The sequence below is a fragment of the Microcoleus sp. PH2017_34_RAT_O_A genome (assembly GCF_020737885.1).
Lineage (GTDB): Bacteria > Cyanobacteriota > Cyanobacteriia > Cyanobacteriales > Microcoleaceae > Microcoleus.
This window is the reverse complement of record NZ_JAEQDD010000049.1, coordinates 1-14,288: the sequence shown is the minus strand read 5'-3', so window position 1 is coordinate 14,288 and position 14,288 is coordinate 1. Positions and strand designations below refer to the sequence as shown.

12 protein-coding genes are annotated in these 14,288 nt (G+C 44.8%); 8 read left to right on the top strand and 4 right to left on the bottom strand.

Annotated features, from left to right (window positions below; translation table 11 throughout):
• Nucleotides 1-174: 174 nt before the first annotated feature.
• A complete protein-coding gene (locus JGK11_RS17510; RefSeq protein WP_293181783.1) occupies nt 175-1,353 on the bottom strand; it encodes a glycosyltransferase family 2 protein in 1,179 nt (392 codons plus the stop codon).
• Between the two features lie 157 nt (nt 1,354-1,510).
• On the opposite strand from JGK11_RS17510, the gene JGK11_RS17505 reads away from it, so the two are divergent.
• The 3 genes from JGK11_RS17505 to glcD all read left to right on the top strand — a co-directional run bounded on the left by JGK11_RS17505 (nt 1,511) and on the right by glcD (nt 4,539).
• Nucleotides 1,511-1,903 carry a transporter gene (locus JGK11_RS17505; RefSeq protein WP_293150051.1) on the top strand — a complete coding sequence of 131 codons (393 nt, stop codon included), beginning with the start codon at nt 1,511-1,513 and terminating at the stop codon, nt 1,901-1,903.
• A gap of 283 nt (nt 1,904-2,186) precedes the next feature.
• A complete protein-coding gene (locus JGK11_RS17500) occupies nt 2,187-3,050 on the top strand; it encodes a DUF6671 family protein (RefSeq protein ID WP_293197059.1) in 864 nt (287 codons plus the stop codon).
• Nucleotides 3,051-3,063: 13 nt separating this feature from the next.
• Complete coding sequence (glcD, locus tag JGK11_RS17495; RefSeq protein ID WP_293181779.1) at nt 3,064-4,539, top strand: glycolate oxidase subunit GlcD; 1,476 nt, start codon at nt 3,064-3,066, stop codon at nt 4,537-4,539.
• 360 nt (nt 4,540-4,899) lie between these two features.
• On the opposite strand, the gene JGK11_RS17490 is transcribed toward glcD, so the two are convergent.
• Complete coding sequence (locus tag JGK11_RS17490) at nt 4,900-6,717, bottom strand: PAS domain S-box protein (RefSeq protein ID WP_293191425.1); 1,818 nt, start codon at nt 6,715-6,717, stop codon at nt 4,900-4,902.
• A gap of 548 nt (nt 6,718-7,265) precedes the next feature.
• Here JGK11_RS17490 and purH point away from each other — a divergent pair.
• Nucleotides 7,266-8,810: a bifunctional phosphoribosylaminoimidazolecarboxamide formyltransferase/IMP cyclohydrolase gene (gene purH, locus JGK11_RS17485; protein ID WP_293212382.1), complete on the top strand. Its 1,545-nt coding sequence runs from the start codon at nt 7,266-7,268 to the stop codon at nt 8,808-8,810.
• Nucleotides 8,811-9,329: 519 nt separating this feature from the next.
• Complete coding sequence (locus tag JGK11_RS17480) at nt 9,330-10,280, top strand: 2OG-Fe(II) oxygenase (protein ID WP_293181773.1); 951 nt, start codon at nt 9,330-9,332, stop codon at nt 10,278-10,280.
• Nucleotides 10,281-10,512: 232 nt separating this feature from the next.
• Here JGK11_RS17480 and JGK11_RS17475 read toward each other — a convergent pair whose 3' ends face one another.
• Nucleotides 10,513-11,994 (bottom strand): ankyrin repeat domain-containing protein, encoded by a 1,482-nt coding sequence (locus JGK11_RS17475; RefSeq protein ID WP_293181771.1) that lies wholly within the window; start codon nt 11,992-11,994, stop codon nt 10,513-10,515.
• A 96-nt stretch (nt 11,995-12,090) separates the two neighbouring features.
• Here JGK11_RS17475 and JGK11_RS17470 point away from each other — a divergent pair, with 96 nt between their 5' ends.
• The 3 genes from JGK11_RS17470 (at nt 12,091) to JGK11_RS17460 (ending at nt 13,954) form a co-directional block, all read left to right on the top strand.
• Nucleotides 12,091-12,561, top strand: coding sequence for a DUF4079 domain-containing protein (locus tag JGK11_RS17470; RefSeq protein WP_293212381.1), 471 nt, complete (start codon nt 12,091-12,093; stop codon nt 12,559-12,561).
• 291 nt (nt 12,562-12,852) lie between these two features.
• Nucleotides 12,853-13,335: a type II toxin-antitoxin system antitoxin SocA domain-containing protein gene (locus JGK11_RS17465; protein ID WP_293181767.1), complete on the top strand. Its 483-nt coding sequence runs from the start codon at nt 12,853-12,855 to the stop codon at nt 13,333-13,335.
• 4 nt (nt 13,336-13,339) lie between these two features.
• The gene (locus JGK11_RS17460) at nt 13,340-13,954 is read left to right on the top strand and encodes a type II toxin-antitoxin system PemK/MazF family toxin (RefSeq protein ID WP_293181765.1); all 615 of its coding nucleotides are present in this window, start codon (nt 13,340-13,342) and stop codon (nt 13,952-13,954) included.
• A 16-nt stretch (nt 13,955-13,970) separates the two neighbouring features.
• On the opposite strand, the gene JGK11_RS17455 is transcribed toward JGK11_RS17460, so the two are convergent.
• Nucleotides 13,971-14,201 (bottom strand): hypothetical protein, encoded by a 231-nt coding sequence (locus JGK11_RS17455; protein WP_293212380.1) that lies wholly within the window; start codon nt 14,199-14,201, stop codon nt 13,971-13,973.
• Nucleotides 14,202-14,288: the final 87 nt, after the last annotated feature.

Sequence of the window (14,288 nt, the reverse complement as noted above, 5' to 3'; positions counted from 1 at the left end):
TTCTGAATTTTAAATTTTAGATTTTAGATTTACTCCACAGATGAATTGGGTAGCTTGAAATTTGGTCTAAAGTCTGGGGATATCCACTCCATGCGCCGACAGCCTGTATCTGTTTTTGGGCTGGTTCAAATTATCTTTGCTGACAATTGTAATAAGATTTGAGGTTGAATTATTTTACCTACGTTTTAAGCTCAGAACGCTGAGAAAAAAGCTAGACAGAACCATCTGCAAACCTACTGTCAGGCACGTGAGGGAGGGAATAACTAAACGGAGAGTTTTAGAGGAGTCTAGAGAACCGAAATCTGTTTTGCTCCAGATAGTTAATGACAAGAACGAGCCAATTATTCCGATTAATATTAGCGTGATTCCCACGATCAATCCTGTCTCTAGGGTGACATAGCGAAATATTTTGTTGAGTTTGGGGTCTTGCGGCAACAGTTTCTCGCTGATGGCGAAAATTTTGGTGAAGAAAGCGAATGTTACGGCTTGAAAACCGACGATAATTGCGATCGCAGCATACAATAGCGTATGTACATCAAAGCTGATGCTCCCGATTTTTTGAGTACCGGGCAACAGCCAAATGCCAACTATTAAACCCAACATCATCAGCCCCGTACCGGGATACAGAAACAGCCACCGGGGACTGTACAGCAGCAAAAATCGGAGGTGCCGCCAGCCATCTCGCCAAGTTCGCAGGTGTGGCGGGCGGCTGCGGCCGTCGGGAGAGAGTACGGTTGGGACTTCAGTGATTGCCAACTTGTACAGCGAGGCTTTGACGACCATTTCGCTGGCAAATTCCATACCGGTTGTTTGCAAGTCGAGTTTCAAAATTGAGTCTCTCCTGAAACCTCTGAGCCCGCAGTGAAAGTCGCCGGCGGGACTTGAAAAGAATAACCGCCCAACCCATGTCAGCACCGGATTTCCTAAATATTTGTGCAGCGGCGGCATGGCCCCTGGTTTGATGCCCCCTTGAAAGCGGTTTCCCATGACTAAATCGCAGCCTCCCCGCAATTTTTCGACAAAGGCGCCGAGGTGCGAAAAGTCGTAGCTGTCGTCAGCGTCGCCCATGATAATATAAACTCCGCGCGCGGCTACGATGCCTCCCATTAGGGCGCTGCCGTAGCCTTTGGCTGCTACGGGTACGACTCGGGCCCCCAATCGGGTGGCGATATCTTGAGAACCGTCAGTGCTGCCGTTGTCTGCTATGATGACCTCGCCGGCAATATTAAGTTCGCGCAGGGACTTCTGTGCCTTCTCGATACAGATTTCTAAAGTTTCTGCCTCGTTGAGGCAGGGCATGAGTATCGAGAGTTCGAGACTGTATTCCTCGCTGGTGTTGGTCTGTTCTGCCATATGTTTGTTCCAGGCGTTACTGGCGATCGACAATACTTACTGTTCCAGTATCTATGCTTAAATTATTAGTGGTGAAGAAAACTCAACAAAACTTAATTTAAGTTTTTCCAGTTTTTTGGAATGGCAATTTTTGCTGTAATATAGGTTACTTAAACTTATGAGTAGAAGCGTTTTTCTAGTTTTGCTCGCTGCTATTTTGTGCAGTGTTGTAGGTCAATTTAGTCTGAAAGCGGGAGCGAAAATATTAGGACCGATTGGCGCTGCTAATTTAGTTGAAAAAGTTATCGCAATGGCAACTCAGCCTTTGATAGTTGGAGGTCTGTGTTTGTATGCAGTTTCTTCGATCGGCTTTATCGTAGTTTTGTCTCGCGCCAACATTAGCATAGTCTCGCCTTTACTGTCAATTAGTTACTTGTTTACTGTTTTGGGTGGCAAAATTGTATTTGGCGAGCCTTTGCCACCGCTGCGGTTGGTAGGCGTGGGGCTAATTATGACGGGAGTAATTTTTGTACTCAGAGGTCAGGCTGGGGGAGTTACTGGCGGCAATTAACACGATTTGAGATTTGAGATTTGAGATTGAAGATTGAAGATTGAATAATTTTAGCGGTAGGGTGCCTCGCAATTAAAAATCCCTAGTATAAAATCGATCGTCTCATTGCGACGCACCTATGCCATCGCAAATTGAGCAAACCAACTCAAAAATTATGTTGTAGCAACAGTTGAGATGGTATAAGATTGATAATTGAGTGCTGAATTGATAATTTAGGTCGCAGGGTGTATGTGAGTCCTCTGTTATGAAATAATGCTGCAATATGTCTCTGTCCTCTGAGTCTATGAATCTACTTCAATTATTGAGATATCGCACCGCAGTTCTTGCTACTATGCACCAAAAAGAACGGGTGATGGCTCCCATTTTGGAACGAGAATTAGGCGTTATAATTAGCGTACCTGCGAATTTTGATACTGACGCATTCGGCACGTTCACTAGAGAAGTTAAGCGTTTAGGTACTCAAATAGAAGCGGCTCGCCAGAAAGCAGAAAAAGCTTTAGAAGTTGCGGGCGAAACTCTAGCATTTGCGAGCGAAGGTACTTTTGGCCCTCACCCAATGATGCCGTATCTGCCAGCCAACAGAGAAATTGTAATTTTATTAGATAGAGCTAACAATATCGAACTTGTCGGCGAATCTTTGTCATTGGAAACTAATTACAGTCACCAGTTAGTTGCAAGTATAGAAGAAGCCGAGGATTTTGCCCAAAAAGCGGGATTTCCCGAACACGGACTGGTTGTTGTAGTTGGCGATGCTGCACTCGGTAAGGGTGAAATTGTTAAGGGCATTGTGACAGAAAAACAACTTTTTGATGCGGTGACAGCAGGCTTAACAAAATCCTCAACTGGCAAAGTTCACGTCGAAACAGATATGCGGGCGATGTACAATCCCACTCGGATGAAAAACATCGAAAATGCAACTCTCGATTTAGTTAAAAAATTTAAGCAATTGTGCCCGGAGTGCGGTTGGCCGGGATTTGAGATTTCCCAGAGGAAAATGGGGTTGCCCTGCGGACTTTGCTATTTTCCGACTCAGCTAGTGCGATCGACAATTTATCTATGCAAAAACTGCGGTTATACTAAAGAAGAACTGTTTCCCGACGGTCGAGAGACTGCCGATCCCGGTCAGTGTCAGTATTGCAACCCTTAAAAATAAGTTACTAATGATAGCCGTAGCAACCGATCGCAACTGGAAACCCGTTATTAAAGAATTTGAGGCTGTAGTCGGCAAAAACGGCGTAGTGCAGCGCCGTGAAGAATTGATTGTCTACGAGTGCGATGGACTTGCTAGCTACCGCCAGCGCCCCGCCCTGGTGGTATTGCCGCGAACTACCGAGGAAGTGGCAAATGTGGTCAAAATCTGCGATCGCAATTCCATTCCCTGGGTGGCTAGAGGTGCGGGTACCGGGCTTTCCGGCGGCGCTTTACCTGTAGAAAACTGCGTGCTGATTGTCACAGCCCTGATGCGAAAAATCCTGAAAGTTGACTTAGAAAATCAGCAAGTAGTCGTACAACCGGGAGTAATTAATAACTGGGTAACGCAAGCAGTTAGCGGCGCAGGTTTTTACTACGCGCCCGATCCTTCCAGTCAAATTATTTGTTCGATTGGCGGCAACGTTGCCGAAAATTCTGGTGGCGTACACTGCCTCAAATATGGCGTGACAACCAATCACGTTTTAGGATTGAAATTGGTAATTCCCGACGGTTCAATTGTCGATGTCGGCGGCGAAATTCCCGAAATGCCAGGTTACGATTTAACTGGTGTATTTGTCGGTTCCGAAGGCACTTTAGGCATCGCCACAGAAGTTACTTTGCGAATCCTGAAAGCGCCGGAATCTATTTGCGTTCTGTTGGCAGATTTTCCTAGCATAGAAGCAGCGGGCGAATCGGTTTCCGATATTATCAGTGCTGGGATTATTCCCGGCGGCATGGAAATCATGGACAATATCAGCATTAATGCTGTGGAAGATGTCGTAGCAACTGGTTGTTATCCGCGCGATGCGGCAGCAATTCTGCTCGTAGAAATCGACGGTTTAGAAGTGGAAGTTGCTACAAATAAACAGCGAATTTCTGATATTTGCAAGCAGAATGGAGCGCGAAATATCACCACGGCTCACGATCCGGAAACGCGGATGAAAATTTGGAAAGGGCGGAAAGCTGCTTTTGCGGCGGCGGGTCATCTCAGCCCTGATTATTACGTGCAAGATGGGGTAATTCCGCGCACGCAAATGGCTTATGTTTTGAAAGAAATTGAGGGTTTGAGCGAGAAATACGGCTACCGAATTGCGAATGTATTTCATGCGGGAGATGGGAATTTGCACCCGCTGATTCTGTACGATAATTCGGTAAAAGGTGCGCTGGAAAAGGTGGAAGAATTGGGCGGGGAAATTCTCAGGCTGTGCGTGAAAGTTGGCGGCAGTCTTTCGGGGGAACACGGGATTGGTGCTGATAAGAAGTGTTTTATGCCGGATATGTTTTCGGAGGTAGATTTGGAGACGATGCAGTGGGTGCGTCACGTCTTTAATCCGAAAGGTTTGGCGAATCCTGGAAAGATGTTTCCGACTCCGAAGACTTGCGGGGAAGCGGCGAGGGCTAAGGTTGAAACTATGAAGAAGTTGGAGGGTGCGGAGGTTTTTTAAATCCCCAGATGCAGACGGCGGTTGAAACCGCGGCGACACAAGCGATGTCCGCCTCCGCGGGTTGAAGAGAGCAATTACCCAGATGCAGACGGCGGTTAAAACCGCGCCTACACAAACAAAACCCGCCTCCGCGGGTTGAAGAGAGCAATTACCCAGATGCAGACGGCGGTTGAAACCGCGCCTATAAAAACCTGTTAGCCTTCCCGAAGGGTAGTCCGCCGGACGCCGACGGAAAAGGGTAAAATAATTTTCATCGACTACTCTTCTCTTCAACCCGCGGAGGCGGGTTTTGCCTGTGTAGGCGCGGTTTCAACCGCCGTCTGCTGCATCTACAAACAATTTTTATTATGGCTAACCACACTAATGTGCGATCGGCATTTTGATAATAAATTCCGTGCCTTTGCCCAATTCCGAAGTACAATATAATTCTCCTTGATGTCTTTCTACAATAATTTGATAGCTAATTGACAAACCCATTCCCGTGCCTTTCCCAACGGGTTTGGTAGTAAAAAATGTATCGAATATGCGCTGCTTGACTTCCTCAGTTATTCCCGGCCCGGTGTCAGAAATTTTGATTTCTACAACATTGCCGATAACTTCGGTACAAATTCTAATCTGGCGGAAATTTTCCGGCATTTCTTGAAAATCTTCCCTAATGTTCGGATCGTCTAAAGCATCGATCGCATTGCTGAGAATATTCATAAAAACTTGATTTATCGGCCCGGCAAAACACTCTACAAGCGGCAAATTTCCGTATTCTTTGACAATTTGAATTGGCGGCATTTCGCCGTTTCCTTTCAAGCGGTGATTGAGAATTAACAGCGTGCTGTCAATACCTTCGTGGAGGTTAACTGGTTTCATTTGTGAATCGTCGTGCCGCGAAAAGTTCCGCAGCGACTGCACAATCTGGCAAATGCGATCGACGCCTACGCTCATTGAAGACATGATTTTGGGTAAATCTTCAGCTAAAAAGTCGAGATCGTTTTCTGCTGTTTCTTGCTGAATCTCAGCGACTGGATTGGGATAATTTTGTTGGTAAAGTTCTAGGAGGTGAAATAAGTCTTGGATATAATCTTTGAGGTAAGCGAGATTTCCGTGAATGAAGCTGACGGGGTTGTTGATTTCGTGAGCGACTCCGGCAATTAGCAATCCCAAACTGGACATTTTTTCGCTTTGAACTAATTGGGAATGAGTATTTTTTAGTTCGTCAAGTGCTGCTGCTAGTTGTGCTGATTGTTCTCTGCTTTGTGCTTCGGAATTTCGCAAGGATTCTTCGGCTTGTTTGCGATCTGTGATGTCTCTCTGTACGCCGATGAAATGAGTTAATTTGCCTTTTTTGTCGCGCACTGGAGAGATTGAGAAAGAATTCCAGAAAATTGTTCCGTCTTTGCGGTAATTCTTTAATATTACCTGACATTCGCTTTCGGTTGTCAAGGCTTGGCGGATTATTTCTAGTGCCTCGGAATCGGTATCGCTTCCTTGCAAAAATCGCGAGTTTTTCCCGATAATTTCTTCCCGTCGATAGCCTGTCATGCTTTCAAAGGCGGGATTGCAATAAATAATTGGATGTTCTGGATCGGTGGCGTCAGCAATGGTAACTCCGGTGCTGGTAGCAGCCATAGCCCGATCGTACAACCAAAGCATTTCTTCTGCGCGCTTGCGATCGGTAACGTCCCGCAACGTGGCTAAATAAGCCATTTCTCCCTCCCATTCTGTTTCCACCACCCGCATTTCTACTACAGCATTTGCTTTGTGCTGGCGAATAGCTTCAACTTCTGTTTGCACGACGCGCATTCCTGCTGCTTCTGTTTCTCCAACTTGGGGAATAATATCCGTGTCCATCTCAATGTCGCAAGCTGAACCTTCTACTACCAAATTGCCAAAAAATGCTTGGCCTAAAAGTTGCTCTGCTTTGCAGTTAAAGAGCGCTTCTGCTGACGGGTTGGCAAAGCAGACAATCCCTTGCTTGTTGACGATTGCGATACCGTCGGCATTTTTGGCGATCGCATTCCGAAACCGAGATTCACTAGCTTTTAAATCGTGTTCTAACTGTTCAATTGCTTCTTGCATTTTTTGCATTTCGCAAATACTAATACTGTCAGATTGTCCAAAATTGGCTTCTATGCAATCATCGGCTATTTTTTGGGGTAACTCTTGACAGTCCATTCTATTGTTCATATTTTTAGAAAGTGTTTTGTGGGTACTTCTAATATTACTGACCTTATTTTCTGAATCAGCTTCATGAAAAAACATATTTAAACCTACCATTTTTTTATTAAGGTGTTGCGATCGCGAAATTTTTATTTTAATCTAGGCAGAAAACAATTTCCCTTCGATGCTAACACATTACCTTTATGATTCATCCTAAAATATTTTTGAAATTTAATATTTATCTCCATGGAATGATCTATTCCACTTGAGTAAGTAATTTCAACAACATCGGGATTTACGTAGTTGGCAAACTAACCATTAAGGCGAGAAATGGCTTCAATCAGCCTCCTAGTGGACAAAATAACACTATCGACTCCCCCTATTCTAAATATTTAGAAGCAATTGCCAAGTATAAATTATTATATGATTTTGAAGTAAGTTCGCTGGCCAACAAGCAGACTCATGCTTGAACTCTCAGGAAATAATCACAATTACCAATTAGCAAAATATCTACCTGCGGACAGATTTGATATACAATGTAACCTGTCTATTTTTGCGATCGCAATTTCAAACCAATGGCACGTCTAGCACTTCTGAGCGTCTCCAATAAAACCGGGCTAATCGACTTAGCGCGCAGTCTAGTAGAAGAATTTGAATTTGACATAATTAGCAGCGGCGGGACAGCAAGCGCCCTCAAAGAAGCAGGAATCCCTGTCACGAAAGTTGCGGAATATACTGGTTCTCCCGAAATTTTGGGCGGGCGAGTCAAAACACTTCACCCGCGAATCCACGGAGGTATTTTAGCACGCCGCGATGTAGCGCAAGACCTCGCGGATTTAACGGAAAATCAAATTCGGGCGATCGATCTAGTTGTAGTCAATTTGTATCCCTTTGAACAGACTATTGCCAAACCTGGAGTTACTCTAGCAGACGCAATTGAGAATATAGATATCGGCGGGCCGGCGATGCTGAGGGCTTCAGCTAAAAATCACGCTCATTTGACAGTTTTGTGCAATCCAGAACAGTACAATACTTATTTAGCAGAACTGCGACAAAATGGCGCGGAAGCATCCTTAGAGTTTCGGCAAAAATGTGCGTTAGAAACTTTTCAGCATACAGCAAATTACGATCGCGCGATCGCAAATTATCTCAGCAGCCAATCCGAGCCAGAATCGAAGCTACCACAGGAGTTTAGCGTATCGGGAACAGAGCTGCAAACACTCCGCTACGGCGAAAACCCCCACCAAGCCGCCACCTGGTATCAAAGCGGAAATGCACCGACAGGCTGGACAACTAGCACCATCCTGCAAGGCAAAGAATTGAGCTACAATAATTTAGTAGATTTAGAAGCAGCAAGGCGGCTAATTGTAGAATTTCCCGAGACTCCCGCCGCCGCGATTTTGAAGCATACAAATCCTTGCGGTACAGCCTTGGGCTCGACTATTTCGGAAGCGTATCAAAAAGCTTTTGACACGGATTCAGTCTCAGCTTTTGGCGGAATTGTTGCCCTGAATCGCCCGATTGATGCTGCTACTGCAACGGCGCTAACTAAGACATTTTTAGAATGTATTGTCGCCCCGGGGTGCGAACCGGAAGCGGAAGAAATTATCAAGAAAAAGGCGAAAGTTCGAGTATTGATTTTGCCGGATTTGAATCGAGGGCCAGCGCAAACTGTGAAAGTAATTGCAGGCGGTTTGCTGGTGCAAGAATCGGATAATGTAGTAGAAGAAACTAGCAAATGGCGCGCCGTTACCGAGAAGCAACCGACGGCGGGAGAGTGGGAAGAATTGCTGTTTGCTTGGAAAGTAGCGAAACACGTTAAATCAAATGCGATCGTTGTGACGCGCGATCGCACTACAATCGGTGTCGGCGCCGGACAAATGAACCGCGTCGGATCGGTTAAACTAGCGTTGGAACAAGCGGGAGAGAAGAGTAAAGGAGCGATTTTGGCTAGCGATGGCTTCTTCCCCTTCGACGATTCCGTAAAAACGGCGGCTGAGGCGGGGATAATTGCGATCGTCCAACCGGGAGGAAGTATGCGCGATAAAGATTCGATCGCAGCCGCCAACCAACTCGGAATCACCATGGTTTTCACTGATATCCGCCACTTCTTGCATTAGGAATAATGCCTAGCAATTCTTAATTGTGTAGCCTGTTATAGGGATATATAACGGTGTTCAGAAAGATGAGGTATGTTGTTGGGCTTCAGCCCTTCTTAGTTTAGCAGTTATATAAGCTGTCATTCATACCTCATCTTTCTGAGAAAGGCTATAATAGTGTTCATTGGTCTTAACTTAAGTCTAAAAGATTTGGATTTCTCGTTTATATCCGAGTCTAGATCCCCCTAAATCCCCCCTTAAGAAGGGGAGTAGGGGTTGACTTTGAGAATACTCTTATCCCCCATTAAGACGTGGGACTTTGATAATACTCTTGTCCCGTCTTAAGACGGGAGACATTGACACTCTTGTCCCGTCTTAAGACGGGAGGCTTTGACTCTTATCCCCTACTAAGACGGGAGACTTTGACAATACTCTTGTCCCCCCCTTCTTAAGGGGGGCTAGGGGGGATCGAGAAGACTATGAAACCAATCAAAACTGTTATATTCCTACCAATTTTCCAGTTGCGTCCTTAAAAAAATTATGACTTACAGTGAACAGCAAATTAAACCCCAAGACGTAAAAGTTAAAATCCTGCTTACCGGCGGACATCAGTGCACTATTACGCTCAAATCCGACACACCATTATTGCACAACCTTGTCAAAGCATTAGTCGATCGCCAGCAACAGACAGTAGGTTTTTCCACCTTATTCCAAATCCCCATAGACGACGGGCGTTCCAGCCTTTCGTTTCCCGCCGAACATCTCGTCGGATTAGTCACCGAACCCCCAATTTTCTTGCAGCAACCGCAACCGCAGCAGCCAGCAATCCCCCTAGAAATTATCCCAGAAATTCCCCCAGAAATTCCCGCAGAAATTCCCGCCCCTGCACCCGTAAATGACGATTTAATATCTCGCTACGCCCAAATAGATAACTTTTTGACAACCGCAGAAAAGAACAAACTAATCAAATATGTTTTAGCCAAAGAGTCAGAATTTGTAACTACCAGTACCTCAACAAATGCCGAAGATTACCGTCGCTCAATGGTGCTCCACTCCTTCCCGGAATTTTCTACACTGATGGTGAATCGCATTAAAGCAATTCTCCCCGATGTGCTGCGTAAATTAAATATCCCAGCATTTGCGCTTGGTGACATAGAAGCTCAGTTAACTATGCACAATGACAACAACTTTTATAAACTTCACAACGACAGCGGTTCGCCAGATACCGCAAGCAGATTTTTTACTTACGTTTATTATTTCAACCGAGAACCTAAGGCTTTTTCAGGCGGGGAATTGCTGATTTACGATAGCAAAGTCGAGAACAATTTTTATGTTGCAGATGAGACATTCAGAACGGTTGAACCTCGGAATAATAGTATTGTATTTTTTCTGAGTCGCTATATGCACGAAGTTTTGCGAGTTAGCTGTCCCTCTAAAGCTTTTGCTGATAGTAGGTTTACTATTAATGGCTGGGTGCGTAAAGCCGATTGAGACAAGATTTGCGGGTTAAGATAAAACGGCGGTTGAAACCGCGTCTACAAAAACAAAACCCGCCTCCGCGGGTTGAAGAATGGATGGTTAACATTACGTTTTTTCTTGACACAGCATTTTCTTCAGTCCGCGGAGGCGGACTTGGTTTGTATAGACGCGGTTTCAACCGCCCTCTGGTTGGTTTGTATAGACGCGGTTTCAACCGCCGTCTGCATCTCCCACGATGCGATTTTTACTCCTGAGCTCCGGCATTTTTGAGCAATTTCACGACAGTGGAATAACCTTTAAATTCAGCTAACATTAAAGCTGTATAATTTCCCGGATTTTTGTGATTTAACTCTGCACCAGCGGCGATTAAAATCTCTACAGCATCAGCATAACCGCGATGGGCGGCCCACATCACAGCGGTTGCGCCGGATTCATCGAGCAAGTTGACATCTGCACCTTTTTCGACTAATATTTTGACGATCGCCATATAACCGCGATCGCACGCCTTCATTAAAGCAGTTTTCCCCAAATCCGCCGGGATATTCGGATCTGCACCGCCGTCAAGCAAGGCTTTCACCGTTTCAGTATGTCCGTGAAACGCAGCTAGAGTCAAAGCTGTCTCGCCAAAGTTTTTAGCATTCAGGAAATCTGGGCGATTTGAGTTTACTTTTTGCAGCAAAGCGGATACGATCGCACTGTGACCGTGAACAGCCGCCACCAGCAAAGGCGTATCGCCCAACCGATTTCTCGAACCGACATAAGCACCTCGGTTTAACAGCAATTCCACCACATCTTGACAGCCTTCAACCACGGCAAAATTCAACGCAGTTTCGTCATCTCTGTCCTTCGCGTTGAGATCCGCGCCAGCATCTAGTAAGATATGTGCGATCGGCAAATTTCCCCCAGCAGCCGCCGCCATCAAAGCCGTCCCGCCATCTCCACTTTTGACATTCGCATTAGCACCCGCAGCCAGCAAAACTCGCACCGCATCAACATTACCGCAATCCGCAGCCAAAGTTAAAGCAGTTTCGCCCTCTTTGTCGGGAATTTCCAAATCAGCACCAGCGGCTAGCAGCGTCTCGACTACCGCCAAATTGTCCGCCGTAGCAGCCAGCATCAAAGGAGTTTTGCTCCTCTGATTTTTAAGATTAACATCCGCAGCGCGATCGAGCAAAATTCGGACAATTTTAGCGCTACCTTGACTAATAGCTGAAAATAGCATAGAATTATCAGCAACAGCACCCGCATCAGCCAAAGCTTGAACAACAGCTTCGTGTCCCGACAAAGCAGCTATTTTCAGAGCCGAATCTCCATCTTTATCTCGGACATTCACATCAGCCTTAGCATCAAGTAACAGCCGGACAACATTGATATCACCTTTGAGAGAAGCCGCCATCAAAGCCGTACTTCCATCATCATTTTTAGCATCAACATCAGCACCCGCAGCCAACAACAGCCGCATAACATCAGCCTGTTTGTTAGCCGCAGCCAACATCAAAGCCGTGAGGCCAAAACGTCTGCTTGCGAGGTTGACATTAGCGTCATTGTTTAGTAAAATACGCACGATTTCCGTATAGCCCTTTTGGGCGACAAACATCAAAGCCGTCGTCCCCTCAGAGTCTTTGGCGTTAGCGTCAACGCCCTTAGCGAGTAAGGCTTGGACGTGAATAATGTTGCCAGTCTTGGCAGCTTGGATCAATACAGCGTCTTGTTTAGTGGCAGGCATAATAGTCTCTCATACCGTATATTTGTACCGTCGCACGAGACGGACTTACTGGTATGCTAAGTTTTATGAAGTATGTTTACTAATCCTGAGAACACTATGAATCTGGAAATTCCGCAGTCTGTGAAAGTTTGGAGTCAATTCTTCCACCCAGTTTTAATGTGGGTATTGCTAGCAATCTCATTTTATGCTTTGTATCTGGGAATTCAAATCCGCCGTACCAGAAGTGCGGAAGGTGATGTCAAGAAAGAGTTAATTAAGGGCAAATTCAATATCAAGCACCATCAGATGGGCTCTTTGCTGCTAGGCTTGATGGTAACAGGTGCGATCGGCGGAATGGCCGTCACCTACATCAACAACGGCAAACTATTTGTCGCCCCGCACCTAGTAGCAGGCTTGGGAATGACCGCCATAATTGCCATTTCAGCCTCCCTGACTCCGTTCATGCAAAAAGGTCAAAATTGGGCGAGATACACTCACATCCTTCTAAATGTGGGGCTGTTGGGGCTGTTTGGCTGGCAAGCGGTAACAGGTGTAGAAATCGTGCAAAGAATCATCAGTAAAATGTAACGGTTAAAGTACGATTCAGGACTTGCGCGCACGTGTCCAGAAACCGGGTTTTTGACGAAAATACCGATTGTAGACGTAAATTCTGCGAAAAACCCGGTTTCTTTAATCGTAACATTCGTAGGGTGTGTCGCGATCGACAATCTCATAGCGACGCACCTTGGTTGTTCAACAGTTGAATAAACAACCCTATCTTTTAGTCTTTCCCAACAGTCGTAAGATACATCGCGCTCAGATTATCGATGGAATTAATGAATTTTTATAATAGCGACGCACCCTAAAAAAATCAAAGCCATGCTAGAAACCCTCATCAACTATTTTGTTTGCGCCACCAAAGGCCACATTACAAAAAACCAATTAATCAAATTCTTATATTTAGCCGACCTTTATGCTGTCAAATGGACAAACAAACAACTTACGCAGCTCAATTGGCGTTATTATCACTATAGCCCTTGGAACGAAGACATAATAGTCGCCTTAAATCAAATGAATGGCAAAACAATTGTTCAAGAATTTGTGGGAGAAACTATATTTATCCGACTTGGTGCCGAAGCAGGTAATATCGATGATTTAGAATTACCTGTAGGACTAAAACTAATGCTAGAAAACATTCGGAAAGAATGGGCAGGTTCAGGACAGGATAAAATCCAGAAGTTGCTAAAGTATGTGTACAGCACTGCGCCAATGATTGAGGTTAAAGATAGCCATCAACAAGATCAAGTGGTGAGGCTGAATCTAGAGACAGAAAGACAAAAATTAATCAATGAATTAGGGTGATAATGTGGCTGGAAAAACACCTCGTCAAGGTTGGATTTATTTAGTGAATCCCCAGAAAGTATCTCTTCGTTGCCAACACAATCATAATCACATTTATGATTTAAGTCAACCAGACGAGATGGAATGCAAGACAGTTGATTGTAAACTAATAGTTAATTATAGTAGGGTTTTGCGGGGAGAGCATCATTATCTCTTTTGGGAAATCGACCAATTTCAAGATAAGTCTGAATGCTTACAAACTTTTACCGTGATTCCCTTAACTTTCCAAGAAACCTGTAAAGGTTTGCCAACAGCATATCCGATTAACTCGACTAGCAAAAATGGTCTCGATCGCAATTCATTGGCTTTAGTGCATCAGATATGTACTATTGATGCTAATTGTTTTAAGGACTCCCAAGGGAATTGGTTTGAGCGAGTTGGACAAGTGGATAAAGGAGATAAGGAGTCGATAGAAGAACGTTTAAAGTATTTTTTGAATCTGGAGAATGATTCTAGTGATGATTGGTTGATCGAGAATGTGTCTGTGGAAGTTTTAGAGAAAGTTTTTGATTATTTGCCGAAGGACATGACGAAAAAGATTGACTTAGAAAAAGTCATAAGCGACCTCGAATTATGGTGAGATGCAGACGGCGGTTTCAACCGCCCGGTATTCTACCAATTATCTGATTGCTATCATCTCTATCCTTGGGCTTAATTCTCCGAGTCAACCGCCAAGTACCAAAGCCAAAGCCTGCGCCGAATATCAAACTGAAGAAAAGGGATAATACAAAGGGATGCGGTGGTAAAGATGTAGAAAAAGGTGCTATTGGAACTTGAGTTATCAGAGGATAGCTGCTAGCAATAATTCCGGCTACACCATTACTCACAAGTTAAGCTAAAAGCACTGTTGTCAATGAGTAATCTTACTCATTTTTTTACCGAGATACCAATTAAAATATGACTCCATTTGTTAC